This window comes from Pacificibacter marinus (genome assembly GCF_018860665.1).
Lineage (GTDB): Bacteria > Pseudomonadota > Alphaproteobacteria > Rhodobacterales > Rhodobacteraceae > Celeribacter > Celeribacter marinus_A.
Genome location: NZ_JAHKPK010000034.1, coordinates 71,730 through 93,889, shown reverse-complemented (window position 1 = coordinate 93,889; position 22,160 = coordinate 71,730). Strand labels below are relative to the sequence as shown.

Sequence of the window (22,160 nt, the reverse complement as noted above, 5' to 3'; positions counted from 1 at the left end):
CCGCCATTTATAAAAACTTGCGCTGCTCATTCCATGCTCTCGGCAAAGCTCAGAAACCGGAACACCGCCCTCCGCCTGCTTCAACACCGCCATGATCTGCGCGTCGCTGTATCGTCCATTCTTCATCGTAAATCTCCTCAGATATCTTGCCGAGAAAATTCTATTTTTGAACACCACTAATTTTAGGGGGGATTACCAAGTCACTCAACAAAATGCGGCAATGTTTGAGGAAACCACTGCAGCCAGCCATGCTCTCACAAGAGAGGCGGAAAACTTGAATGTTACAACATCACGGTTTTCGATCACTTCCATCGATACCAAAAACTCACCCGGTGTCGTTAAGGCAGATTTCTCAACAAAAGCTCCTGACATAATCGACTACAAGACACTTCCAACGGAAAGCGTTCAACGCGTGGCCAATCTACCAGACCAATCGACACGAAACATGATCAGCGATGATTGGGAGGATTTCTAACTTACCCATCGCACCTCCATACATCACCAAGGACAGTAGCACAGGAATGTCATGTGAAACAATATCGTGTACTTATCGTCGATGACTCTCTCACAATGCGGCGTCTAATTCGCTCGATCCTTGAAAAAGATTCAAGGGTTATAGTTGTCGCAGAAGCAGGCACCGCGCGAGAAGCACGAGATGCCGTCAACACATATAAACCGGACGTAATTTCACTTGATGTTGAAATGCCGAATATGAGTGGGCTTGAGTTTCTGGAAAGACTGATGCGACATAGGCCAATGCCTGTGGTGATGGTCAGCACGTTAACAAAAAAAGGCAGTTCAATTGCGATAAAAGCGCTTTCCCTTGGTGCAATTGAATGCGTTGAAAAACCTAGGCTCGGACAGCAGAACGATACATTCTCAAACCTAGCAGACTCCATAGTTATGGCAGCACAGGCTAAAATTGGTTTACGTCCATCGAGGCAGCTCACTCCTAGAGTAAGTGCCAAAAGGAGTTTTAAAAGAATTTGTTTGCTGGGTGGATCAACGGGAGCAGTTGACGCATTGGAACGTGTACTAATTAGATTTCCTGCAAATTGCCCGCCTACACTCGTGACACAACATATGCCAGAGCCATTTCTTGCTAGTTTTGCCGCGAGACTAAATCAAATCGTAGCTCCCAAAGTTTCATTGGCGCAAGACGGGCAGTCACTTTTACCAGGGACTGTAATGATTGCACCAGGCGGTAATTTCCATTTGAATATTTCTAAACATCACGATTATCGCGTTACTTTAGTTAAGGGGCCTACAGTTTCTGGCCACCGACCATCAGTTGACTCAATGATGCTATCCGCAGTTCACGCAGCACCACAAATTGTTGCAGGGATATTAACTGGTATGGGGCGCGACGGGGCAAAAGGTATGAGCGAATTGCGTGCGAATGGCGCAAAAACGTTAGGACAATCGAAAGAGACTTGTGTTGTATTCGGTATGCCGAAAGTAGCAGGACAACTAGGGGGGATTGAAAAATGGGTAGATATTGACAACTTTGGTGATGAAATGCTTGCTTTAGCGGAAATCCCGGTTCGGGCAGCCGCCCTATGACAAATACTTCACAAAAAATATCACAAGGAAAATCAACATATATCTCCCAAGGAGAATTTGCAGTCGAAAGTTCGCCTAACGTGACTATTTCCACCATTCTTGGTTCTTGTATCGCGGCCTGCATTTGGGACCCTGTCGCACAAGTCGGTGGGATGAACCATTTTTTGTTACCCAATGGACCTCAAACCTCAGAAGAGGGTGCCAGTTCGTTTGGCGCAAATGCAATGGAATTGTTGATCAATACTCTGACGCGTTCAGGGGCTCAAAGAAAACGTCTACGAGCGAAAGTCTTTGGTGGCGCGGAAATGTACCGCGGCCTAACTGATGCAGGAACTCGTAACGTCAAATTTGTTCTTAGCTACTTGGAGCGTGAAGGCATTCCTTGTGACGCTCAAAGCTTGGGGGGCTCACAAGCTAGACGTATCGAATTCACCCCCGCAAGCGGCCGAGCGCGTCAGAAATTAGTTGAAGACGCCCACATCATAGAAACCGTGCCAAAGATTTCACCCTCAAGTGATGTTGAATTGTTTTAGTATCGAAACAGAACCTTTCAGCCCTTTATTTGAAGCCTTTGCTGCAACAAAGATAGCCGCACCCCGGTTACAATTACAGACCATGCCGCGCTTGATCATTATCTGGCCATATGCGTCCAATGCGCTTGACGATTCTTATCCAAAAGCCGGCATCAGACAGCCCAAAAACCGAATGAAAGTGGCGCGCCATAGCCTCGATTGCACTGCGGGTATAAATTTTATTGGCTACCGAATCCGCAGCTGGCTATCAGGATCAAAAAAGACAGCTTTTGCCATATTGAATGACAGCGTCGTGTACGTTTCTGGGACAACTTGTGCGTCTGCACGCAGTCGTGCAATCACCTCTTTGCCACCCAATTTTGTCACCGCGAAGGTGTCAGAGCCCGCGGGTTCGACCACTTCGATCAAGCATTCTGCCTCGACAACATTTTGAGCGGTGCGATCAGCACCTTCAGGGTCCGTCAAGGCCTCTGGGCGAATTCCAAAGATCACTTGCTTGCCGACACAAGACCGCATCGCCGGCGTATCATCCACAGGCAACAAAATGGGCGTGCTTTCTGTATCTGACAGCTGCACTTTCAGCCCATCTTGGTCTACAACCTGAGCCGTCAAAAGGTTCATGGATGGTGAGCCCATGAACTCTGCCACAAACATGTTGGTCGGATTGTTGTAAATATCGTCTGGCGTGCCGAACTGCTGTAGATACCCATCTTTCAATACGGCAATTTTAGTCGCAAGCGTCAAGGCTTCGATCTGATCATGGGTGACGTAAACGATTGTTGTGCCCATGCGCTTGTGCAAACGCTTGATTTCCGTCCGCATATCAACACGCAACTTCGCATCAAGGTTCGACAACGGTTCATCGAACAAAAACACCTGCGGATCGCGCACCAAAGCACGTCCCATTGCCACACGTTGCCTTTGACCACCGGACAATTGGCTGGGCTTACGGTGGAGAAGCTCGCGGATTTGCAATGTGTCGGCGACCTTGTTGATGGCCTCTTCACGCACGGCTTTGTCAATCTTGCGGATTTCCATACCAAAGCTGATATTTTGAGCCACGGTCATATTGGGGTAGAGCGCGTAGGATTGAAACACCATGGCGATGTCACGCTGCGACGGGTGAAGCCCCGCGACAGATTCAGGTCCGATTTTAATGTCGCCAGAGGTGATTTCTTCGAGGCCAGCAATGGTGTTCAAAAGCGTGGATTTCCCACAGCCCGATGGACCAACCAGCACCAGAAAGCCACCGTCTTCGATTTCGATATCGATTCCCTTTAGGACTTCGACAGACCCGTAGGATTTTTTGAGATTCTCAATTGTTAGAGATGCCATGTCTTTATCCTTTGACTGCGCCGGCCATCAAGCCACGCACGAAGTATCGTCCTGAAACGATGTAAACAAACAGAGTGGGGAGCGCAGCCATGATCGCGCCAGCGAAATGTACGTTGTACTCTTTCACCCCAGTCGAGGAATTCACGAGATTGTTGAGCGCCACGGTCATCGGCGTTGAATCGAACCCCGAGAAAGACGCACCAAACAAAAAGTCATTCCATTGATTGGTGAACTGCCAAATCACTGTGACCACGATAATTGGACCAGAACTCGGGAGCAAAATGCGCATGAATATCTGCATGAACGACGCGCCGTCGATCTGAGCAGCACGGATCAATTCGGTTGGGAATGCTGCATAGTAATTACGGAAAAACAGCGTCGAGAACCCAATTCCATAAACGAAGTGAATAAGGATCAGACCTTGAATCGTGCCCGAGATGCCCAAAAACCCAAGGACTTTTGCAGCAGGGATCAATACGATTTGAAACGGAATGAAACAGGACAGCAAAAGCATGGCAAACACAGTGCCATGCCCTTTGAACTGCCATTTCGTGAGCACATACCCGTTCAGCGCGCCCACGATCGTCGACAAAGTGACAGCCGGAATAACGATCATAAAAGAGTTCATAAAGTAGGGTTTCAGACCCGTTGCCTCGACACCAATCTGCGCGTTGGACCATGCATCACGCCAAGGCTCCAGCGTCCAAACATTCGGCAGGGCCATCAAATCGCCGCCGCGGATTTCATCAAGGGGCTTGAACGAATTTGCGACCATCACGTAGAGCGGCAACAGATAGTAGATCACGAAAAAGATCAAAACAGTGTAGATCAAAGCGCGCGTCAAGCGCGATCCAGCGACGGCGTTATCTTGAGAAATACGGCTCATTGCTGGTCTCCGCTTTTCAGTTCGCTGTAGACATAAGGCACGATGATCGAGAAAATCATGATCAACATAATGATCGCCGATGATGCACCGACGCCCATTTGATTGCGCGTGAATGTGTAGGAATACATAAAGGTCGCGGGCAGTTCTGTCGCACGCCCCGGTCCGCCACCTGTAAGGGCAATCACCAGATCGTAGGCCTTAATCGCCAAATGCGCGAGCACCACGAAAGCGGACAAAAACACAGGACGCATCATGGGAATGATGATACGGCGATAAATCGTGACACCGCTCGCGCCATCAATCTGCGCGGCTTTGATGATTTCGTTATCGACACCCCGCAGGCCAGCCAAGAACATCGCCATAACAAATCCAGACGACTGCCAAACAGCGGCCATCACAACAGTGTAGATTGCATAGTCGCGGTTCTTGATCCAATCAAAATGAAAGCTGGCCCAGCCCCATGCATGCATGGTGTTTTCAATGCCAATACCGGGGTCCAAGAACCATTTCCACGCCGTACCGGTGACGATGAACGACAGAGCCATTGGGTAGAGATAGATCGGGCGAATGAACCCTTCTGCGCGAATTTTTTGGTCTAACAAGATCGCAAGGAAAAGCCCGAGCGCAGATGAAATCCCGATGTAGAGAATGCCGAAAATGGCCAAGTTGGTGACTGCCGTATTCCAGTGGCGAAGCCCAAACAGCCTGCTATAATTTTCAAAACCCACCCAGCCATATGACGGAAGCATCTTGGAATCGGTCATCGAAAGATAGCCAGTGTAGAGGATGAAACCGTAAACGAACAACACTACCAGCAAAAAGCTGGGCGCGAGCACGAGTCTAGGGATCCAGCGCTGGATGAGAAATTTCATGAGATGTCTCTGATCATTGTTAGGAAAGGTTGCAGGGTCTCGAGGGGCCCATCAGCTTTGAAATATGCCGCGCAATCGAAACTGCGCGGCATAAGGTTAGAAACGTCCGTTCTTATTGTGCGTCAAGCACAGCGTTGACCATTTCTTCCGCAGCTTCAGTCGCGTCGTATTCACCGTTGAAATGCGCGGTCACAACGTCGTAGATCGCGTTTTTAACAGCAGCAGGATTGGCGTGACCATGCGCCATGGAGCCATAAAGACCACCACCAGCGTTGGCTTCGGCAAAGTCAGCCATGCCTTTTTTACCGCAATCGTCGAACGCATCATTTGGAACGTCTGTACGCGCAGGAACTGAGCCTTTGACCACGTTGAAGGCAGATTGGAACGCTGGGCTCATCACCGCAGAAGCCATCGCCATTTGGCTGTCAGAGGCTTCGCCTTGATCGAACATCACGAATTGGTCTGAGTTGAATGTGACCAAACCTTGTGTTCCAGGGAAACGGATACAAACGAAATCTTCACCCGGTGTTTTACCGGCCTTCAAGAATTCGCCTTTGGCCCAATCGCCCATCATTTGCATGCCAGCGGTGCCTTCGATCACCATCGCAGATGCGAGGTTCCAGTCACGACCAGAGAAGTTGTCATCCACGTAAGAGCGCAAAACGGCCATGCGATTAAACGCTTCGACCATCATGTCGCCACCAAGCGCATCTTCGTCCATGTCGATGAAGGCCGCTTTATAGAAATCAGCACCAAGACCCAAGACAACTGCATCAAAAATTGTTGCGTCTTGCCATGCTTGGCCGCCATGCGCCAAAGGCGTGATGCCATTAGCCTTCATCGCATCAAGAACTGTGATCAGCTCTTCCCAGCTTGTCGGGGCTTTTCCGCCAGCGGCATCAAGCGCAGCTTTGTTCACCCAAACCCAATTGGTTGAATGCACGTTCACAGGCGCTGCGATCCAGTTGCCATCGTGCTTTGAAAAATCTTGCAAGGCAGCAGGTACAACAGCGTCCCAACCTTCAGCTTCGGCAACAGAATTCAAGTTCGCCAAATTGCCGGTTGAACCCGCCCAATCTTTGATGTCGAAACCGAGCATCTGAGCCGCAGTTGGCGCATCGCCAGCCACAACGCGTGCCCGCAATACGGTCATTGCATCACTGCCACCGCCGCCCGCGATTGGCATATCTTGCCAACCGACACCTTGGCTGGCCAAATCATCTTTCAACACACCCAAAGCGGCCGCTTCGCCGCCTGCAGTCCACCAATGTAGAACCTCTACATCATCAGCGGACGCCATGCCTGCAAAAGCTGAAACAGCGGCTGCCGCCACGGTTGTCTTTAAAAATTTATTAATTTCCATATCTCATTCCTCCCTTGAGATCCGAAGATATTCTTCGGCCTTGTCGTATTTATAACGTTGTAAACATCATCGCTGTCAAGTAAGATTTTTTGCTAAAATATAAGATTACATTAAAAATAGTGAGGGTGACTGAATGTATATCGATATATTTTTTGAACGTACCTATAATATGCAATGGGGATGGACGATTTAAAGTATGCCGCAAAAAAGTACATCAAGACGACTCACGCTAAAAACCGTTGCTGATGCTGCCGGATTGGCAGTAACCACGGTGTCAAAAGCACTCGCAAACGATCCTAAGATCGCACTTGCAACACGGGAGCGCGTGCAGAAGATTGCAATTGAATTGGGCTATGTTCCCGATCGCGCAGCGCAGCGTTTGCGTACGGGTAAAACCAAGGTGATCAGTCTGGTGTTGGATCGCCATGATGAACTTTTCGGCTTTAGCAACTCGTTGATTTACGGTTTGATGCAGGCCTTGGAAAACACAGGCTACCACTTGGTCATCACCCCACATTTCGCAGGGGGCGAAGGGGTTTCTGCTGTCGAGCATATCGTCAAAAATCATTTGGCAGACGGCATAATAATCACACGTACATCACCGACCGACGAACGCGTGAGATACCTTATGGAGACAGGTTTCCCATTTGTTTCACATGGGCGGACAAATTTTGGCACGCCACATTCCTATTTCGACTTTGACAACGAACGCTTCGCAGAACTCGCCGTAGAGCGGCTTGCAGCAAAGGGGGCGAAAAAAGTTGGCATGATATTGCCCCCAGAATGGTTGACCTTTCACCAATACCTTATGACAGGCCTCATTCGCGCGGCGAATAAACATGGGCTAGAATATGTATTCGCCGACAAAGTGACCTTAGACAGCACTTTGAATGAAATAAACGCTTGGGCCACGGACATCGCTCAAAAACCTGACCGTCCAGACGCTTTTATCTTTGTCGGTGAGGCATCCTATTGTGCAGCTCTCAGTGCTTTTCGCAAATGTGGGTTGACACGATCAAGAGATTTTGAGGCCGTGGTCAAACGCAACTCAGAGCTCATTCATCAAATCGATGATGGCGTTGATCTTGTTTTTGAAGACATTCAAAAAGCAGGTAAAGCAATGGGTGAATTTCTGCTCAATCAACTGAATAACCCGTCAGATCCACCACGACACTACGTTGACGCACCGTGACACCTGCGTGAGTTCATAAGCAGGTGAGACGACCAGTTTCTCGCCGCTCATCTCACCCCCTACTCATTCAGTCACATCTTTTACGCGTGCTTAACACGCTGCGTTTGCACGCCAAGTTTATCAATACCAAGGCGAAGCGTTTCACCACCAGATAGATATTTTGGCGGCGTCAATCCCATACCAACTCCAGGAGGTGTCCCAGTGGAGATGATATCACCAGGCTGCAAGCTCATGAACTGCGAACAATAGGCAATGAGGTGCGGGACTTTATAGACCATCGTAGACGTCGAACCATTTTGGTAACGGACACCATCGACCTCAAGCCACAGTCCCAGCGCATCAAAATCGCCAACCTCGTCAGGTGTCACCAACCACGGACCTGTTGGACCGAAGGTGTCACAGCCTTTGCCTTTGTCCCATGTGCCCGCGCGTTCAATTTGATATTCGCGTTCGGACACATCATTGATCACGCAGAATCCTGCGATGTGGTCCAGCGCATTGGCCTCATCAATATAGCTGCCGCCTTTGCCAATCACGATACCAAGCTCGACTTCCCAATCGGTCTTTTTCGATCCCTTCGGAATGAGCACATCGTCATCAGGCCCAACGATAGCGGATGTCCATTTATTAAAAATAACGGGTTCTGGTGGAACCTCTAATCCGCTTTCGGCGGCGTGATCGGCGTAATTCAAGCCAATACAAACGAACTTGCCCGTTTGACCAACACATGATCCAAGGCGCAAATCGTCTTGCGGTGTGCCCGCGACAATTGGCAAGCTGTTAACATCTAGGGCTTTAAGGCGCGCAATAGTTTCGGGCAGCAAGGCTGCGCCCGCAATATCTGTAACGTGATCCGACAAGTCACGGACCCGTCCATCTGCATCAAGGCAACCGGGTTTTTCTTGACCCTTGGGGCCGTAGCGCAATAATTTCATGTGGTCCTCAGACTTCTATAAAAGTGGGTGTCGCAGCCCCCACAATTGAGGGACTGCGGCGATGATAAAATCAATCGTAGAGAACAGCCTGAATTTCGGCGTTATCGATGTTGGATTGATCGTAGTAGTAGAAACCGGTGTCGATGACCGCTGGAAGCGTTTCACCGTTGTAAGCTGCAAGTGCCGCTTTGACAGTCTCATAGCCGATGCCAACTGGGTTCTGCGTGATCGCACCAGCCATCAGGCCTGCACGGATCGCGTCTGTTTGTGCTTTACCAGAATCGTAGCCGATGATGGTCACGCCTTCGGTGCCCATTTCGCGGGCTGCGTTCACGATACCAATCGCTGAGCCTTCGTTGGTCCCGAACATGCCTGCAAGATCAGGGTTCGCAATCAAGATCGCTTTAGCAACTTCTGTGGATTGCAACTGATCGCCCGCGCCGTACTGAACGCTGACAACTTCAATGTTAGGGTAGTTCGCTTCGATTTGATTCAAGAAACCATCACGACGGTCAATACCTGTACGGCTTGTTTGGTCATGCGCCACAACAGCAACTTTGCCTGTGCCGCCAAGGAATTCAGCCATTTTGTCAGCAGCCAAAGCCGCCGCCGCAACGTTATCTGTTGTTGCAGTGGACGCAGGGATGTCACTGTCTACACCGCTGTCAAACGCGATGACAGGAATGCCAGCTTCATGCGCTTGGCGCAAAAGCGGAATAGCGGCTTGGCTGTCGAGCGCTGCAAAACCGATGGCAGCAGGGTTGTTTGCCAAAGCAGCAGCCAACATGTCGATCTGGCGATCAACCATAGTTTCATTGTCTGGGCCTTCGAATGTGATGCGCACACCAAATTCTTCAGCCGCTTGATCGGCACCAGATTTCACAGCTTGCCAGAATTGATGCTGGAAACCTTTTGAAACGAGCGGGATATAAAGTTCATCTTGTGCAAATGCGGCTGGCGCAGATGCGATTGCAATGGACGCACTCAGTGCGGCGACGAGGGTACGACGTGACAACATGATGGTTCCTCCTAAGTTGTCGATGATGCCACCCGGATCTCCTCCCGGACGACGAGATTTTATATCTTTACTTGGCGTTTTTGCGGCGCATCATATCGGCGTAGACAGCCAGAATGATGATCGCGCCTGTGACAACGGTTTGCCATTCTTGGGCCACGGACAAGACGCGCAGACCATTGGTCAACACCGCCATAATCAACGCACCAATGAGCGAGCCAAGGATTGAGCCACGCCCACCGGACAACGACGTGCCGCCGATGACAACGGCTGCAATCGCTTCAAGTTCATACCCAAGCCCCAGCGCAGGTTGCGCAGAGTTCAAGCGTGACGCAATCAGCAAGCCAGCGATGCCGACGATAGAACCCGCAAGCGCATAGATCGCGATTTTCCAACGATCCGTGTTCACACCAGACAGGCGCACAGATTCCTCATTAGAGCCAAGCGCGAAACAGTAGCGGCCAAGCACAGTGCGGTTCAAAATATAGGCTGTGACGCCTGCGACGATGAACAGGATCAACACGCCGTTGGGAATAGGCAAAACTGGGATGATATCGCCAATCAGCGAGCCGCGAGATATTTCACTAAAACCAGGTGTGTCATTGAAATAGATCGGACGCGTGCCAGAAATCACAAGGCTGAGACCTTTGAGGATCAGCATCATGCCAAGAGTGGCGATGAACGGCGGGATGGCCATTTTGGCCACAAAAGTGCCAGAGCATGCGCCACAAATCGCGCCGGTTAAAATAGCCGCAAGCACGCCCAAGGGCAGTGGCAAGCCAGCATAGGTTAAAACAACGCCGGTGATCACGGCACAGAATGTCATCATTGTCCCAACAGACAAATCGATGCCGCCAGTGATAATCACCAAAGTGACCGCAATCGCCAAAACGCCATTCACAGATGTCGCCTGCAAGATGGCCAGCATATTAGAGGTCTGCATAAAGTTGGGAGAGGCGATTGAGAAACCGATCAGTAGCACAACCAAGCTGGCGAAGGCCAAAACGCGCTGGTGCGTGCCTGCTGCAATGATCTTTGAAAGGGTCGATTTGGGCGCATCAACTGCTGTCGTGGTCATGAGAGGTCCTCCATTGCACTCAACGCAGGGTCGCGTTGTGTGGCCAATTCCATAATCTGTTCTTGTGTGGTGCTTTCACCGCCGGGCAAAATACCGGTCAACCGCCCTTCGCACATCACCGCGATACGGTGGCTGAGACGCATGACTTCAGGCAGTTCAGACGAGATCACGATGATCGCACGCCCCTGTGCCGCGAGGTCTTCAAGCAGAGCGTAAATTTCTGATTTCGCGCCGATATCAATGCCGCGTGTTGGTTCATCAAAGATCAACACATCACAGTCGCGCAACAGCCATTTGGCTATCACGACTTTTTGCTGGTTCCCGCCAGAAAGCAATCGCACGTCTTGCATGTCAGACGGTGTGCGAATGCCCAGTTTTTCAATGTAATCAACGGCGACGTCTTTCATCGCGCCTTCATCCAAAACGCCTGCGCGATTGGTGAATTGCGTCAAATTGGCCATCGCCACATTCGCACGCACGGTCATATCAACGGCCAGACCAAAGTGCTTGCGATCCTCAGACAGATATCCGATCCCTGCCTCAACAGCGGCGTGCGGTGTGCGAATATCAACCGGTTGGCCCGCAACGAAAATTTCGCCTGCGTCACGCGGATCGGCGCCAAAGATGATCCGTGCCACCTCTGTGCGCCCTGCCCCCATCAAGCCGGCAAAACCCAAAATTTCGCCTTTGCGCACATCAAAACTGACATCGCGCACCTCTTTGCCACGCGACAAGTTCCGAACTTCCAAAGCGACAGCATTTTGTGATGTATCAGGAATATCAGGACCGCTTTGTGTGACTTCGCGCCCGACCATCAATTGGATGATCGTCTTTAGCGGCGTGTCGGCCGCTTCAACCGTATCAATATAAGCCCCATCGCGCAGAATGGTCACACGGTCAGCGATGCGTTTAATCTCGTCCATACGGTGGCTGATATAAACGATGCCAACACCATCAGTTTTAAGCTTGTCGATAACCTTGAACAGTTCGGAAATTTCGGTGTCGTTCAACGCGGCTGTTGGTTCGTCCATGATCAAAACGCGCGGATTGTAAGACAGCGCCTTGGCGATTTCGATCAACTGCTGGCGCGCAATGGTTTGCGTGCCAACCTTGGTACGTGGGTCCATCGCCAAATTGAGCGAAGCGAAAATCTCTGCCGTTTTGGCATTGAGTGCCGGCTCATCCAAACGTCCAAAGCTACGACGCGGCTCGCGCCCGATCAATACGTTTTGGGCTGCAGTCAAATCGTTCATCAAGCTGAGCTCTTGGTGAATGATGCCAATCCCAAGTTCTTGCGCAGCACGTGGGCTGTCGGGGGTCACAGGTTTGCCGTCGACAAACATTTCACCGCCGTCAGGCACATAGATACCAGACATGATTTTCATCAGGGTCGATTTACCCGCGCCATTTTCCCCCATAAGGGCATGGACTTCGCCGGGTTTCAGATCGAATTGCACACCTTTGAGCGCATGAACGCCCGGAAAGCGTTTTTCGATCCCCTTCATCTCAACTAAATAGCTCATGATCTCGGCCTCCCCCAACCTTAATTCGCGTTGCTAGATGGTGACGCCACCGTCGACCAACACTGTTTGTCCCGTCATAAAGCTGCTGCCATCGGAGAGCAGATGCACGACGGTGGGCGTTAGATCATCTACAGTGGCCAAACGCCCCATAGGTTGACGCGCGATAAAGTCTTTTTCCGCTTGAACAGGATCGGGAGCACCAGCAATACGCCCTTGCAAGGCTGGCGTATCAACCGTGCCGGGGCAAAGCGCGTTACACCGCAGGTTTTGGGTTACAAAATCGGCGGCAATCGCTTTGGTCAAGCCGATGACAGCGGCTTTGGTTGCACCGTAAGCCGTGCGGTCTTTGAAGCCTTTTTCAGACGACGCCATAGACGCCATGTTCAAAATGGACGCTGTGCCCTCAGAATCGGCGCGACGTAAAAGGCCGGGCACAAAGGCGCGACACATGCGCACCATGGATGTGACGTTCAGATTCACTGAAAACTCCCATGCCGCATCATCAAGCGCCAGAATAGACCCATGATGCACAACGCCCGCACAGTTGAACAACCCATCCAAATCAGGCAGGTCGGCGGCAAGCGCATCAATGGCGGCAACATCCGTTACATCCAAGACACGGGTTTCAATGCCATGAACACCTGACAGATTTGTCAGCAGATCACCGTTGATATCCGTCGCAATAACACGCGCCCCAGCAGCGGCACAGGCCCGCGCGCTCGCGGCGCCGATCCCTTGGCCAGCCGCTGTAATTAGAATTGTTTTGTTCGAAAGCGTCATATCAGTCCCCATGATCACATCACCGCGCCAATTTGCCATGGCACAAACTCAACTCCGCCAAAGCCGAGCTCTTCGCTTTTTGTCAACTCGCCCGACGCGATGCGAATAAACGTCTCGAAAATATCGCGACCTTTGTCATTCAAGGTCGCTCCTTCGCTGACGATATCGCCGCAGTTGATGTCCATGTCGTCAGACAAGCGCGCATACATTTCAGAATTGGTGGCGATCTTGATACAAGGAGTCGGCATATAACCCGACACCGATCCACGCCCTGTCGTAAATACTATCAAGTTCGCGCCAGAGGCAATTTGCCCTGTCACAGAACAAGGGTCGAACCCCGGGCTGTCCATAAAGACAAAGCCCTTTTTATCAATTTTTTCACCAAAGAGATAGACATCCGTCAGGGGCGCACTGCCGCTTTTCGCAACGGCACCAAGGGATTTTTCCAAGATCGTGGTCAAGCCACCGCGCTTATTCCCTGGGCTTGGATTGTTGTCCATCTCGCCGTGATTGCGGGCGGTGTAATCTTCCCACCACCGCACACGTTCGATAAGTTTCTCACCAACCTCGACCGTTTCAGCGCGGCGGGTCAACAGATGTTCAGCGCCATAAATCTCAGAGGTTTCAGACAAGATCGTGGTGCCACCGTGGCGCACCAACAAATCAGACGCAACGCCCAGCGCAGGGTTAGCCGTGATGCCCGAATAGCCATCGGAGCCACCGCATTGCATCCCCACCATCAAATGAGAAACCGGAGCAGGTTCGCGCGTGGCCGTATTGGCCAAGGCTGCAAGGCTGCGCAGCTCGGCCAAACCTTTTTCGATTGTTTTGCGCGTGCCGCCCTCGTGCTGGATCGTCATGTAACGCAATGCGCCATCAGCACGGATTGGACGTCCGCCAACAAGCGCAGAAACCTGCATCACTTCGCATCCAAGTCCGATCAAAAGGATGCCGCCAAAGTTCGGATGCTGGGCATAGCCCGACAAGGTGCGGAACAAAGTGGCATAGCCCTCGTTCTCGCCCGACATGCCACAGCCTGTCCCGTGGGTGATCGGTACGATGCCGTCGATGTTCGGGAAATCATCAAGCAAGCCGGACTTTTCCGCCGCCTCTGCGATGAATTTTGCGACAGAACCTGAACAGTTCACTGACGTCAAAATACCAAGGTAATTGCGCGTGCCGACACTTCCGTCTGTACGGTGATAGCCGTTAAAGGTCCGCTGATCTGCGATTGGCGCGAGAGCTTTAGCCTCACTTGCGTGAGCATAATCATTGGTGTGTTCACCCATGCCGAGGTTTTGAACATGCACGTGTTCGCCTGCAGCAATGTCCGTCGTGGCCTGACCGATTGTTTGCCCGTAGCGCAACACGTTTTGCCCAGCGCTGATCGGCGCAATAGCAATCTTATGCCCCTGCTTCACAGACTGTTGCACCGTCACGCCGGTAGATGCCTCAACCTCGCCCGCCGCAATATCAGCCAACGCCACCGCGACGTTATCTTGCGGGTGTAGAGTTAACATACGGGATGGCTGGGTCATTGACATTGTACCTCGGGCTGATCGGCTTGGCGTATCTCACTGCAGTTCTAGCTTGACTTGAATCACCTGTCAACTAACATGTCAGTGGCAGGAGACAATAATGGACGACCACAGCATCACGCTCGATATCAATAGTCTGGATGGCTCTTTGGGTCAGCGGGTCTATACAGTGCTGCGTGACAAGATTCTGACGATGGCGTTCAAACCGGGAACAGTGCTGCGCAAAGGCGCGCTATGCGACCAATTGGGTGTGTCACGTTCGCCGATGACGGAAGCCCTGAATCGGTTAGCCTCTGAGGGACTTGTTGATATCATCCCCCAGTCTGCCACCCGCGTTTCGCAATTCTCTATGTTTGAATTGCGCGAAGAAAGTTTTCTGCGTGAAGCCATCGAAGTCGCCATTATCGCAGAAGTCGCGCAGAACCGCACAGATGAACAGCTGACCATTTTATCGCGCAACCTAAGACTGCAAAGCCTATTGGTTGAGGACGCAGATTTCCAAGGGTTCTTTGAAGCTGACTTGGAATTTCACGCGTTGATCTTGGCGTTCAGCGGCTTTCCAAAGATTGCAGCCACCGCCGAGCAAATGTCCTTGCAATTGCACCGCGCACGGATGCTAATCTTGCCAGAACAAGGTCGCCCCGCCGAAGCCGTCGCCGAACATCACGCCATTCTGGCCACAATCAAAGACCGTGACCCAAATGCGGCGCGCGCGGCCATGTCACGCCACCTTGGCCAATTGATCGCACGTATTGAGCCTCTCGAACGACAACACGCCGAATTCTTTCGCCCAAACTGAAAAGATGAAACCCTATGAACCTAAAGCAAAAAAATGCACTCAATCAACGCACGCGTTTTCCTGTAAACTTGACGCAGTTGGGGTTTGGCGCAGCTCCGCTAGGTAACCTGTATCGTAAAATTGAAGATGACGATGCACAGGCCACGATACAAGCGGCATGGGATGCGGGCATTCGCTATTTTGATACGGCCCCGCAATACGGTTTGGGTCGATCTGAATTGCGCGTCGGACAAGGCCTTGCGCGACATGACCGCGGCACGTTCACATTATCGACAAAAGCAGGGCGGATTCTGGAAGACTGCGCGCTTGAGGATGTCACCCCCGAAGCCTTTGTCGATGTGCCGCAAAAACGTATCGTGTTCGATTATACCTATGACGGCATCATGCGCAGTGTCGAAGACAGCACCAAGCGCCTTGGGTTGGAGACATTCGACATGTTGCTTTTACACGATATCGATGCGGGCACCCATGGAGAAGCGGGGAGCGAAGACAAGCTGCGCGAGTTGTTTGCCCATGGCGGCTACCGCGCTCTCACCGAATTGCGTGACGCCGGACGCATTACCGCGATTGGCGCGGGCGTGAACACATGGCAGATTTGCGAGCGCTTGTTGAGTGAGGCCGATTTTGACGGTTTTTTACTGGCTGGCCGATACACCTTACTTGAACAAGACCCATTGGATACCTTCTTGCCGCTCTGCCTCAAGCGCGATGTGGGCATTATCTTAGGCGGCCCTTACAATTCCGGTATTCTTGCCACCGGCGCCATAGAAGGCGCGCGATATGATTACGCCCCTGCGCCCGAACAGATACTGACGCGTGTACGCAAACTTGAAGAGGTTTGCGCCGCCCATAACACGCCCTTGATCGCGGCTGCACTTCAGTTTCCTCTGGGTCACAGCGCCGTGAAATCGGTAATCCCCGGTGCCTCGACCCCCGACGAAGTCCGCCAGAACGTCAAAATTTTTGAAACGCCTATCCCTGCCGCGCTATGGTCTGATCTTAAATCTCAAGGTCTTATCCGCCAAGACGCTCCAATCCCCGAGGAATGCCCCGATGCTTCGTAACATCCCGCCTATTTTGTCGCCTGATATATTGTGGAGCCTGCGCGCCATGGGGCACGGGGACGAGTTGGCCATCGTGGATGCCAACTTTCCAGCGACAGCACTGGGTGCGCGCTGTCACCGGCTTGATGGCTTGACCGCGACAGATGCCTTAAAGGCTGTGCTGACAGTGATGCCTTTGGACAGTTATGTGCCAGATCCAGCCTTGGTGATGGAAGTCGTGGGCGACCCCGACGCGATCCCGTCCATCGTGGCAGAATTTCAAACCATCACGCTAGAGACAGCAGATCACCCTGTGACTTTGGGCAAATTGGAACGCTTTGCCTTTTACGAGCGTGCAAAAACGGCCTTTGCAATCATCCAAACCGGTGAGACGCGCCTTTACGGCAATATCATCGTGAAGAAAGGCGTGATCGACCAATGATTATCGATGCCCATCAACATTTTTGGCAACCTGAGCGTGGGGATTACGGCTGGCTAACACCAGAACTGACCCAGTTTTATCGTGATTTTATGCCTGATGATTTAGCGCCGCATTTGTCACGGGGCGGCATCGATGGCACGATCTTGGTGCAAGCAGCCCCAACTGTCGCCGAGACCGAATTCTTACTTGAAATCGCCGAAAGCACACCTTTCGTTTTGGGCGTTGTGGGCTGGACAGATTTTGCCGCCCCATCCGCGGCAACCGATATCTCAGGTCTTGCCAAACACCCTAAACTGGTCGGCTTGCGTCCAATGATCCAAGATATCGCCGATGACACGTGGATGCTGCGCCCCGAACTGACACCTGCGTTTGAGGCCATAATTGATTGCGACCTGACCTTTGACGCATTGGTGCGGCCGCAGCATTTGCCACATCTGCGTGCGCTGCTGTCTCGCCACCCCAAATTGCGTGTTGTGATTGATCATGGAGCCAAACCCAACATTGCAGAGGCACGCTTTGACTCTTGGGCCAACGACATGGAAGCCATCGCACAAGACACCACTGCTTATTGCAAACTGTCGGGTCTGTTGAACGAGGCAGGCACAGATTGGACCAATGACGACATTGTCCCCTATGTTACACATTTGCTAGCACATTTTGGCCCGCAACGGTTGGTTTGGGGCAGCGATTGGCCCATTTTAACCCTTATGGCCAGCTATGAAAATTGGCACGAAATGGCTGTCTCGTTCATACAAAACGCGACTGACAGAGACTTGATTTTTGGCGCGAATGCTCTTGATCTGTATCGGCGCGTTCAAAAATAACGATGACATAATCTAAGCCAAGTCCGACATGCAGCGCGCCTCAAAGTCCTTGAGAAAATCTTTGATCTGCTGCGCATGTGGCGGGTTTTGCAAGGTATCCTCGATATCGCCTGACGGCAGGTTCATAAGGCTGAAGCGCAAGAACAGATCGGGCATAAACCGATCACTCACCGTTGCCAAAACCAACCTCAGCTGCGCAAGCATATCATCCCCGCGATGAGAGGCATGCATCAGCACGATAGGCTTTGCGATGATCTCGTCGCGAGACACGAGCCAATCGATCGCATTTTTTAGCCCTCCGGGAATAGCACGCACATATTCAGGGCTGGCGACGATTAATCCGTCACTTTCCCGTATAAGTCTTGCAAGCTGCTCCACCGGCGCAGGCAAGGCATCACCCTCAGCATCAGGCGAGAAAACCGGCAGGTCTGCGATATTTGAGAACACCGTCACAATATGATCATCGGCGGTAATGTTTGAGACTGCATTGAGCATGGCTGTATTGGTCGAGGCGGCGCGTGCACTGCCAGAGATTGCTAGAAAATTCATGCTGTCTCCATTACGCCAGACGCGTGGCATTCAAAAAAATGTCGTTTCTAATTCTGAGTTTCAAAATGTTCACCGACATGCAAGGACATGAACAAAAATTTCGGTTGAAACATCACCACAGGCTTATGCGCATCACAGATGTCACCGATCACAACCTCGTAAAGTTCAAGCAATGAAGCATACTATTAAGTGAAATGATACTAAGTGAAATGATACGCTGGCCCCTAGCCCCCACAACATGGCAAGCGAAAACCGATCCGTCTTAATCTGCCTGTGCTTTGTGTAAAGCATCACGAACCGTCCCTAGAAGACCACTAAGTTCTTCTATTGGAACACCGCCAAAAGCCAATCGCAACGCCTGCGGAACTGCGAGTGTCGTTGCGAATGAAGCCGCCCCCGAGACTGAAATACCCTTTTCTTTCAGTTGACTGACTATAGGGTCTGCCCGCAAGGCTGGATCAAGCGGCAGCCACGCAAAACCTGCATTGTGGTGCGATAGGATGGGAATATCGCCCATAGTGGCCCGACAAATCCGTTGACGTGTTGCGCCATCACGCCGTCGGGTCTCCGTCGAGGCGGCCAAAGTCCCATCTTCGATCCACCCCGTGACCAAGCCTGAAATCAACGCGGGCGCGTTCCATGTAGTGGCACGGATCACCTCGACCAACCGTTCAATATGCGTTTGAGGGGCAATCACATAGCCCAAGCGCAATCCCGTCGCGATGCTTTTGGAAAATCCCCCAACATGCACAGTCCGTTCTGGCACCATCGACAGAAACGTCTTAGGCGGGCTGGGTTCTAGAAAAGCGTAAGCGGCATCTTCAATGATCAGCAAGTCATGCTTGCGCGCCACATCGATCAGGCGCAGACGCGTTACCTCATCCATCACAGCGCCCAAAGGGCTATGGACGGTCGGCATCAAATAGACCGCTTTGATATCCCTTGTGTGACAGTGCCTATCCAAAGCATCTGGATCCATGACACCTGCTCGCCCCTCAATAGGAACGATGTTTAACCCTTGCAGGGCACAAACTGATTTAAAACCAGGATAGGTCAACGGGTCTACAGCAACGAAATCGCCGGCACGCAAAAGGCCCAGCGCTGTGATCGCCAAACCATGTTGCCCCCCTGACGTCACCAACAGACACTCTGGATCAACAGAACCAAGCGAGGCGTCAAGGCTTTCGGCGATGATCCGGCGTTCATGTAGCCGCCCGCCATGTGGTTGATATCGCAGCATAGCCTCAAGGTCACCCGCGGTTGCAAGTTTGCGCAGCCCTGCCCGCAATATGTCCGCGTCCCCCGCATCCCCCGGCATATTGAACACAAGATCGACAAGTCCGTCGTTCGCAGTTTGGTGCGCTCCCAGCGTTATCGGCAGGCCAAGATCACGTACGAATGTGCCCCGTCCAGCTTCGCCCACGACCAAGCCTCTGCGTTCCAATTCGCCGTACACACGGGTTGCCGTGGCAAGTGCGATACCGAATTGCTCAGCAAAAGCACGATGTGTTGGCAGTTTGGTCCCCGGGGTCAATTTACCCTTTTGGATTGCGCGCGCGAGCGTGTCTGCAAGGTGAAGATATCGGGCTTTGGGCATGGGATCACTGTATCTATTACAATTTTAAAATTGCCATAGTTTCGTCCATTTGGCAATTGAGGGCAGGTAAATTTCAAAGGTGATCAAATGACAAAACGCATCCCCGCATTCCTACTGGCCACAGCACTATTCACGGTGACCTTTGCTGTTAATCTGCAAGCACCGCTTTACGAAACCTATGCGGCGACCAGTGATGTGGGCGCGACGGCCGTGACCATTGCTTTCGCAGCCTATGTCGGTGGCCTTATGCCAACGCTTTTTCTACTTGGCGGGCTGTCCGATCGCATCGGGCGACGGATACCGATTGCAATGGCATTGCTGCTTGGTGCAGGGGCGACAATGCTGTTGGTGCAGGCCCCCAGTTGGGTCAGCCTTGTGATTGCGCGCCTGTTGCTTGGCATCGGAACGGGCTTGGCCACCACCGCAGGTACGGCCTATATGACAGAGATTTTGGGCGAAACACGCGCACGCAATGCGGCACTGATTGTCACATCCGCGACATCGCTTGGCTTTGGCGGGGGTGCTTTGGCCACGGGTATCAGCCTTGGTTTACAAGGTCCAAGCCTGATGCCAGTCAGCTACATTGTTTTGCTGCTCGTAGCACCGCTTTTAGCGCTCATTGCCTTTACACTGCCACGAGTGGACCGCCCCAAACCCGTGTCGGTTTTGCGTTTGCCGGTCTTTCCCAAAGGCACATGGATCTTTGGCTGCGCTATGGCTTTGGCATGGTCCACAACCGGCATGACAATCGCCGTTGTCCCGCTTGAGCTGGCAGCGAACGACCTTGGGGGCTGGACGGGCTTGGTGATCTTCTTAGCGATTTTTGTCGGTTTTTTGTGTCAACCTGTCGCGCGGCGCATGAACAACACGCAGTCGCTCGCGTTGGGGTTTGCCCTGATCCCGCTTGGGTTTTTGGTTCTGCTGGCTGGCGTTTGGTCGCACATACTCGGCTTGGTTTTGATTGGCACCTGCATCACCAGCGCCGCAAGCTATGGGTTTAGCTATCTCGCCGCCCTGTCCGAAGTCACGTCGCGTGCCCCTCAAGACCGAGCCCGCGCGACAGCCGGACTGTTCGTCTATGCCTATTTCGGATTTTCTCTGCCTGTGATCGCCAGCGGTGCCTTGGCTGATTGGCTTGGGTTACTTGTAGCTATGATCGTCTTTGCGATGGCCCAAATCTTGGTCACAATCATCCTCGTTCGACTATGGTGGCGACGATCTGCGACGCCTGCTCTATCCGTTGGCGCATGATCGCCCTCACGCCTGACAAGGTGCAGCCGTTGATCCGCGCTCTTTTAAAACTGTGTCGATCACATGGTCTTGGGGCGACAGAGCAGCTTCACTGAGCAAACAATGCACCGCGAGACGCGCCATTTCGACGGTGTTTTGTGAGACGCTTGTCAATCGCGGCACAACCAATTCTGCCAAGATGATGTCATCAAAGCCAACGATAGAAAGTTGCTGCGGCACGTCGATGTTCAAATCGCGCGCCGCACGCAATACACCAATCGCTTGTTGGTCGCTGGCTGTGGCGATGGCAGTCGGACGCTTATCGGCATCGACCGATAACAACCTGCGGGCAATTTCATCACCAGAGGTATAGTCAAACTGGCCCTCAATTGACGTAAGCTCCAATGACGCTGTCCTGCCGGCCAATGCGGTCAGCCTGTCGCAAAATCCCTGTTTGCGCAATCGGCCCACCTCGGTCGACAGTTGACCAGAAATATACGCAATACGTCGATGGCCCAAATGAAACAGATGTTCGGCGACCTGCGCTGATCCCCCAACATGATCTGCAGAAATGAGTTTGTAGTTTAGAAACCGCCGATCCAAAGACACGATTGGAACCTCTGTTTTGATAGGTTCCATATCGCGTTCCGTGGACCCGATAACGATCAAACCGTGCGGGGATTGCGCGAGTAACGCATTGATCTGGGTGATCTCAATCGCTGGGTCATCATCGGTGTTCACCATCATGACCATATGCCCCTGTTTAGACGCTTCGGCTTCAACACATTTCACCAATTGCGCGAAATAGGGATTGGAAATATCGGGCACGACCAAGCCGATCACGTTCACTTTGTTGGTGCGAAGTGCGCGTGCAGCAAGGTTGGGTTTATACCCCAATTCATCAACGGCATGCATGACACGTTCACGCAAAGCAGGCTTCACAGTTGGATTGCGAGACAGTACCTTAGACACTGTGCCCACAGACACGCCCGCTCTTTGCGCGACATCTTTGACCGTGCTCATGTTTGTTGCCTCATGCGTTTGTCCGCAATCCCTTGCTAGG

General features: G+C 52.0%; 23 protein-coding genes. 9 read left to right on the top strand and 14 right to left on the bottom strand.

The genetic code is table 11. The features are described from left to right. Window positions 1–126 (bottom strand): transposase (locus tag KO497_RS10550; RefSeq protein WP_215943937.1); only part of this gene is annotated, 126 nt, incomplete at its 3' end. 148 nt (window positions 127–274) lie between these two features. On the opposite strand from KO497_RS10550, the gene KO497_RS10545 reads away from it, so the two are divergent. Genes KO497_RS10545 through KO497_RS10535 form a run of 3 tightly spaced genes read left to right on the top strand, consistent with a single transcriptional unit; the run spans window position 275 to window position 2,096 of the window. Next, window positions 275–475, top strand: a complete 201-nt coding sequence (locus KO497_RS10545; RefSeq protein WP_215943938.1) for a hypothetical protein — start codon at window positions 275–277, stop codon at window positions 473–475. 53 nt (window positions 476–528) lie between these two features. Further along, window positions 529–1,563, top strand: coding sequence for a protein-glutamate methylesterase/protein-glutamine glutaminase (locus KO497_RS10540; RefSeq protein ID WP_354668108.1), 1,035 nt, complete (start codon window positions 529–531; stop codon window positions 1,561–1,563). Next, complete coding sequence (locus KO497_RS10535) at window positions 1,560–2,096, top strand: chemotaxis protein CheD (RefSeq protein ID WP_215943932.1); 537 nt, start codon at window positions 1,560–1,562, stop codon at window positions 2,094–2,096. Before KO497_RS10540 ends, KO497_RS10535 begins: the two co-directional genes overlap by 4 nt. A gap of 225 nt (window positions 2,097–2,321) precedes the next feature. Here KO497_RS10535 and KO497_RS10530 read toward each other — a convergent pair whose 3' ends face one another. The 4 genes from KO497_RS10530 to KO497_RS10515 form a co-directional block, all read right to left on the bottom strand. Next, window positions 2,322–3,431, bottom strand: coding sequence for an ABC transporter ATP-binding protein (locus tag KO497_RS10530; RefSeq protein WP_215943931.1), 1,110 nt, complete (start codon window positions 3,429–3,431; stop codon window positions 2,322–2,324). Window positions 3,432–3,435: 4 nt separating this feature from the next. Further along, window positions 3,436–4,317, bottom strand: coding sequence for a carbohydrate ABC transporter permease (locus KO497_RS10525; RefSeq protein ID WP_215943930.1), 882 nt, complete (start codon window positions 4,315–4,317; stop codon window positions 3,436–3,438). After that, the gene (locus KO497_RS10520; protein WP_215943929.1) at window positions 4,314–5,189 is read right to left on the bottom strand and encodes a carbohydrate ABC transporter permease; all 876 of its coding nucleotides are present in this window, start codon (window positions 5,187–5,189) and stop codon (window positions 4,314–4,316) included. The genes KO497_RS10525 and KO497_RS10520 overlap by 4 nt, the downstream gene beginning before the upstream one ends. A gap of 112 nt (window positions 5,190–5,301) precedes the next feature. Further along, window positions 5,302–6,552: an ABC transporter substrate-binding protein gene (locus tag KO497_RS10515; RefSeq protein ID WP_215943928.1), complete on the bottom strand. Its 1,251-nt coding sequence runs from the start codon at window positions 6,550–6,552 to the stop codon at window positions 5,302–5,304. Window positions 6,553–6,748: 196 nt separating this feature from the next. On the opposite strand from KO497_RS10515, the gene KO497_RS10510 reads away from it, so the two are divergent. Next, window positions 6,749–7,744 (top strand): LacI family transcriptional regulator, encoded by a 996-nt coding sequence (locus tag KO497_RS10510; RefSeq protein ID WP_215943927.1) that lies wholly within the window; start codon window positions 6,749–6,751, stop codon window positions 7,742–7,744. 80 nt (window positions 7,745–7,824) lie between these two features. Here KO497_RS10510 and KO497_RS10505 read toward each other — a convergent pair whose 3' ends face one another. The 6 genes from KO497_RS10505 to KO497_RS10480 form a co-directional block, all read right to left on the bottom strand. Further along, window positions 7,825–8,679: a fumarylacetoacetate hydrolase family protein gene (locus KO497_RS10505; RefSeq protein WP_215943926.1), complete on the bottom strand. Its 855-nt coding sequence runs from the start codon at window positions 8,677–8,679 to the stop codon at window positions 7,825–7,827. Window positions 8,680–8,749: 70 nt separating this feature from the next. Then, window positions 8,750–9,697, bottom strand: coding sequence for an ABC transporter substrate-binding protein (locus KO497_RS10500; protein WP_215943925.1), 948 nt, complete (start codon window positions 9,695–9,697; stop codon window positions 8,750–8,752). A 67-nt stretch (window positions 9,698–9,764) separates the two neighbouring features. Beyond that, a complete protein-coding gene (locus KO497_RS10495) occupies window positions 9,765–10,772 on the bottom strand; it encodes an ABC transporter permease (protein ID WP_215943924.1) in 1,008 nt (335 codons plus the stop codon). Continuing rightward, complete coding sequence (locus KO497_RS10490; protein WP_215943923.1) at window positions 10,769–12,295, bottom strand: sugar ABC transporter ATP-binding protein; 1,527 nt, start codon at window positions 12,293–12,295, stop codon at window positions 10,769–10,771. The genes KO497_RS10495 and KO497_RS10490 overlap by 4 nt, the downstream gene beginning before the upstream one ends. 33 nt (window positions 12,296–12,328) lie before the next feature. Next, window positions 12,329–13,114: an SDR family oxidoreductase gene (locus KO497_RS10485; protein WP_436799288.1), complete on the bottom strand. Its 786-nt coding sequence runs from the start codon at window positions 13,112–13,114 to the stop codon at window positions 12,329–12,331. Beyond that, a complete protein-coding gene (locus tag KO497_RS10480) occupies window positions 13,090–14,613 on the bottom strand; it encodes a UxaA family hydrolase (RefSeq protein WP_252729612.1) in 1,524 nt (507 codons plus the stop codon). Before KO497_RS10480 ends, KO497_RS10485 begins: the two co-directional genes overlap by 25 nt. Window positions 14,614–14,713: 100 nt before the next feature. Here KO497_RS10480 and KO497_RS10475 point away from each other — a divergent pair, with 100 nt between their 5' ends. Genes KO497_RS10475 through KO497_RS10460 form a run of 4 tightly spaced genes read left to right on the top strand, consistent with a single transcriptional unit; the run spans window position 14,714 to window position 17,721 of the window. Beyond that, window positions 14,714–15,412 (top strand): GntR family transcriptional regulator, encoded by a 699-nt coding sequence (locus tag KO497_RS10475; protein ID WP_215943921.1) that lies wholly within the window; start codon window positions 14,714–14,716, stop codon window positions 15,410–15,412. A 14-nt stretch (window positions 15,413–15,426) separates the two neighbouring features. Next, the gene (locus tag KO497_RS10470; protein ID WP_215943920.1) at window positions 15,427–16,476 is read left to right on the top strand and encodes an aldo/keto reductase; all 1,050 of its coding nucleotides are present in this window, start codon (window positions 15,427–15,429) and stop codon (window positions 16,474–16,476) included. Further along, window positions 16,466–16,897, top strand: coding sequence for an RbsD/FucU family protein (locus KO497_RS10465; RefSeq protein WP_215943919.1), 432 nt, complete (start codon window positions 16,466–16,468; stop codon window positions 16,895–16,897). Before KO497_RS10470 ends, KO497_RS10465 begins: the two co-directional genes overlap by 11 nt. Continuing rightward, window positions 16,894–17,721, top strand: a complete 828-nt coding sequence (locus KO497_RS10460) for an amidohydrolase family protein (RefSeq protein WP_215943918.1) — start codon at window positions 16,894–16,896, stop codon at window positions 17,719–17,721. Before KO497_RS10465 ends, KO497_RS10460 begins: the two co-directional genes overlap by 4 nt. A gap of 12 nt (window positions 17,722–17,733) precedes the next feature. Here the strand turns inward: KO497_RS10460 and KO497_RS10455 are convergent, their stop codons facing one another. Both KO497_RS10455 and KO497_RS10450 read right to left on the bottom strand, forming a co-directional pair. Beyond that, window positions 17,734–18,270: an NADPH-dependent FMN reductase gene (locus tag KO497_RS10455; protein ID WP_215943917.1), complete on the bottom strand. Its 537-nt coding sequence runs from the start codon at window positions 18,268–18,270 to the stop codon at window positions 17,734–17,736. Between the two features lie 262 nt (window positions 18,271–18,532). Next, the gene (locus tag KO497_RS10450; protein WP_215943916.1) at window positions 18,533–19,867 is read right to left on the bottom strand and encodes a PLP-dependent aminotransferase family protein; all 1,335 of its coding nucleotides are present in this window, start codon (window positions 19,865–19,867) and stop codon (window positions 18,533–18,535) included. 87 nt (window positions 19,868–19,954) lie between these two features. Between KO497_RS10450 and KO497_RS10445 the strand changes: the two genes are divergently transcribed. Continuing rightward, window positions 19,955–21,118, top strand: a complete 1,164-nt coding sequence (locus KO497_RS10445) for an MFS transporter (RefSeq protein ID WP_215943915.1) — start codon at window positions 19,955–19,957, stop codon at window positions 21,116–21,118. A 6-nt stretch (window positions 21,119–21,124) separates the two neighbouring features. On the opposite strand, the gene KO497_RS10440 is transcribed toward KO497_RS10445, so the two are convergent. Continuing rightward, window positions 21,125–22,120 carry a LacI family DNA-binding transcriptional regulator gene (locus tag KO497_RS10440; protein WP_215943914.1) on the bottom strand — a complete coding sequence of 332 codons (996 nt, stop codon included), beginning with the start codon at window positions 22,118–22,120 and terminating at the stop codon, window positions 21,125–21,127. Window positions 22,121–22,160: the final 40 nt, after the last annotated feature.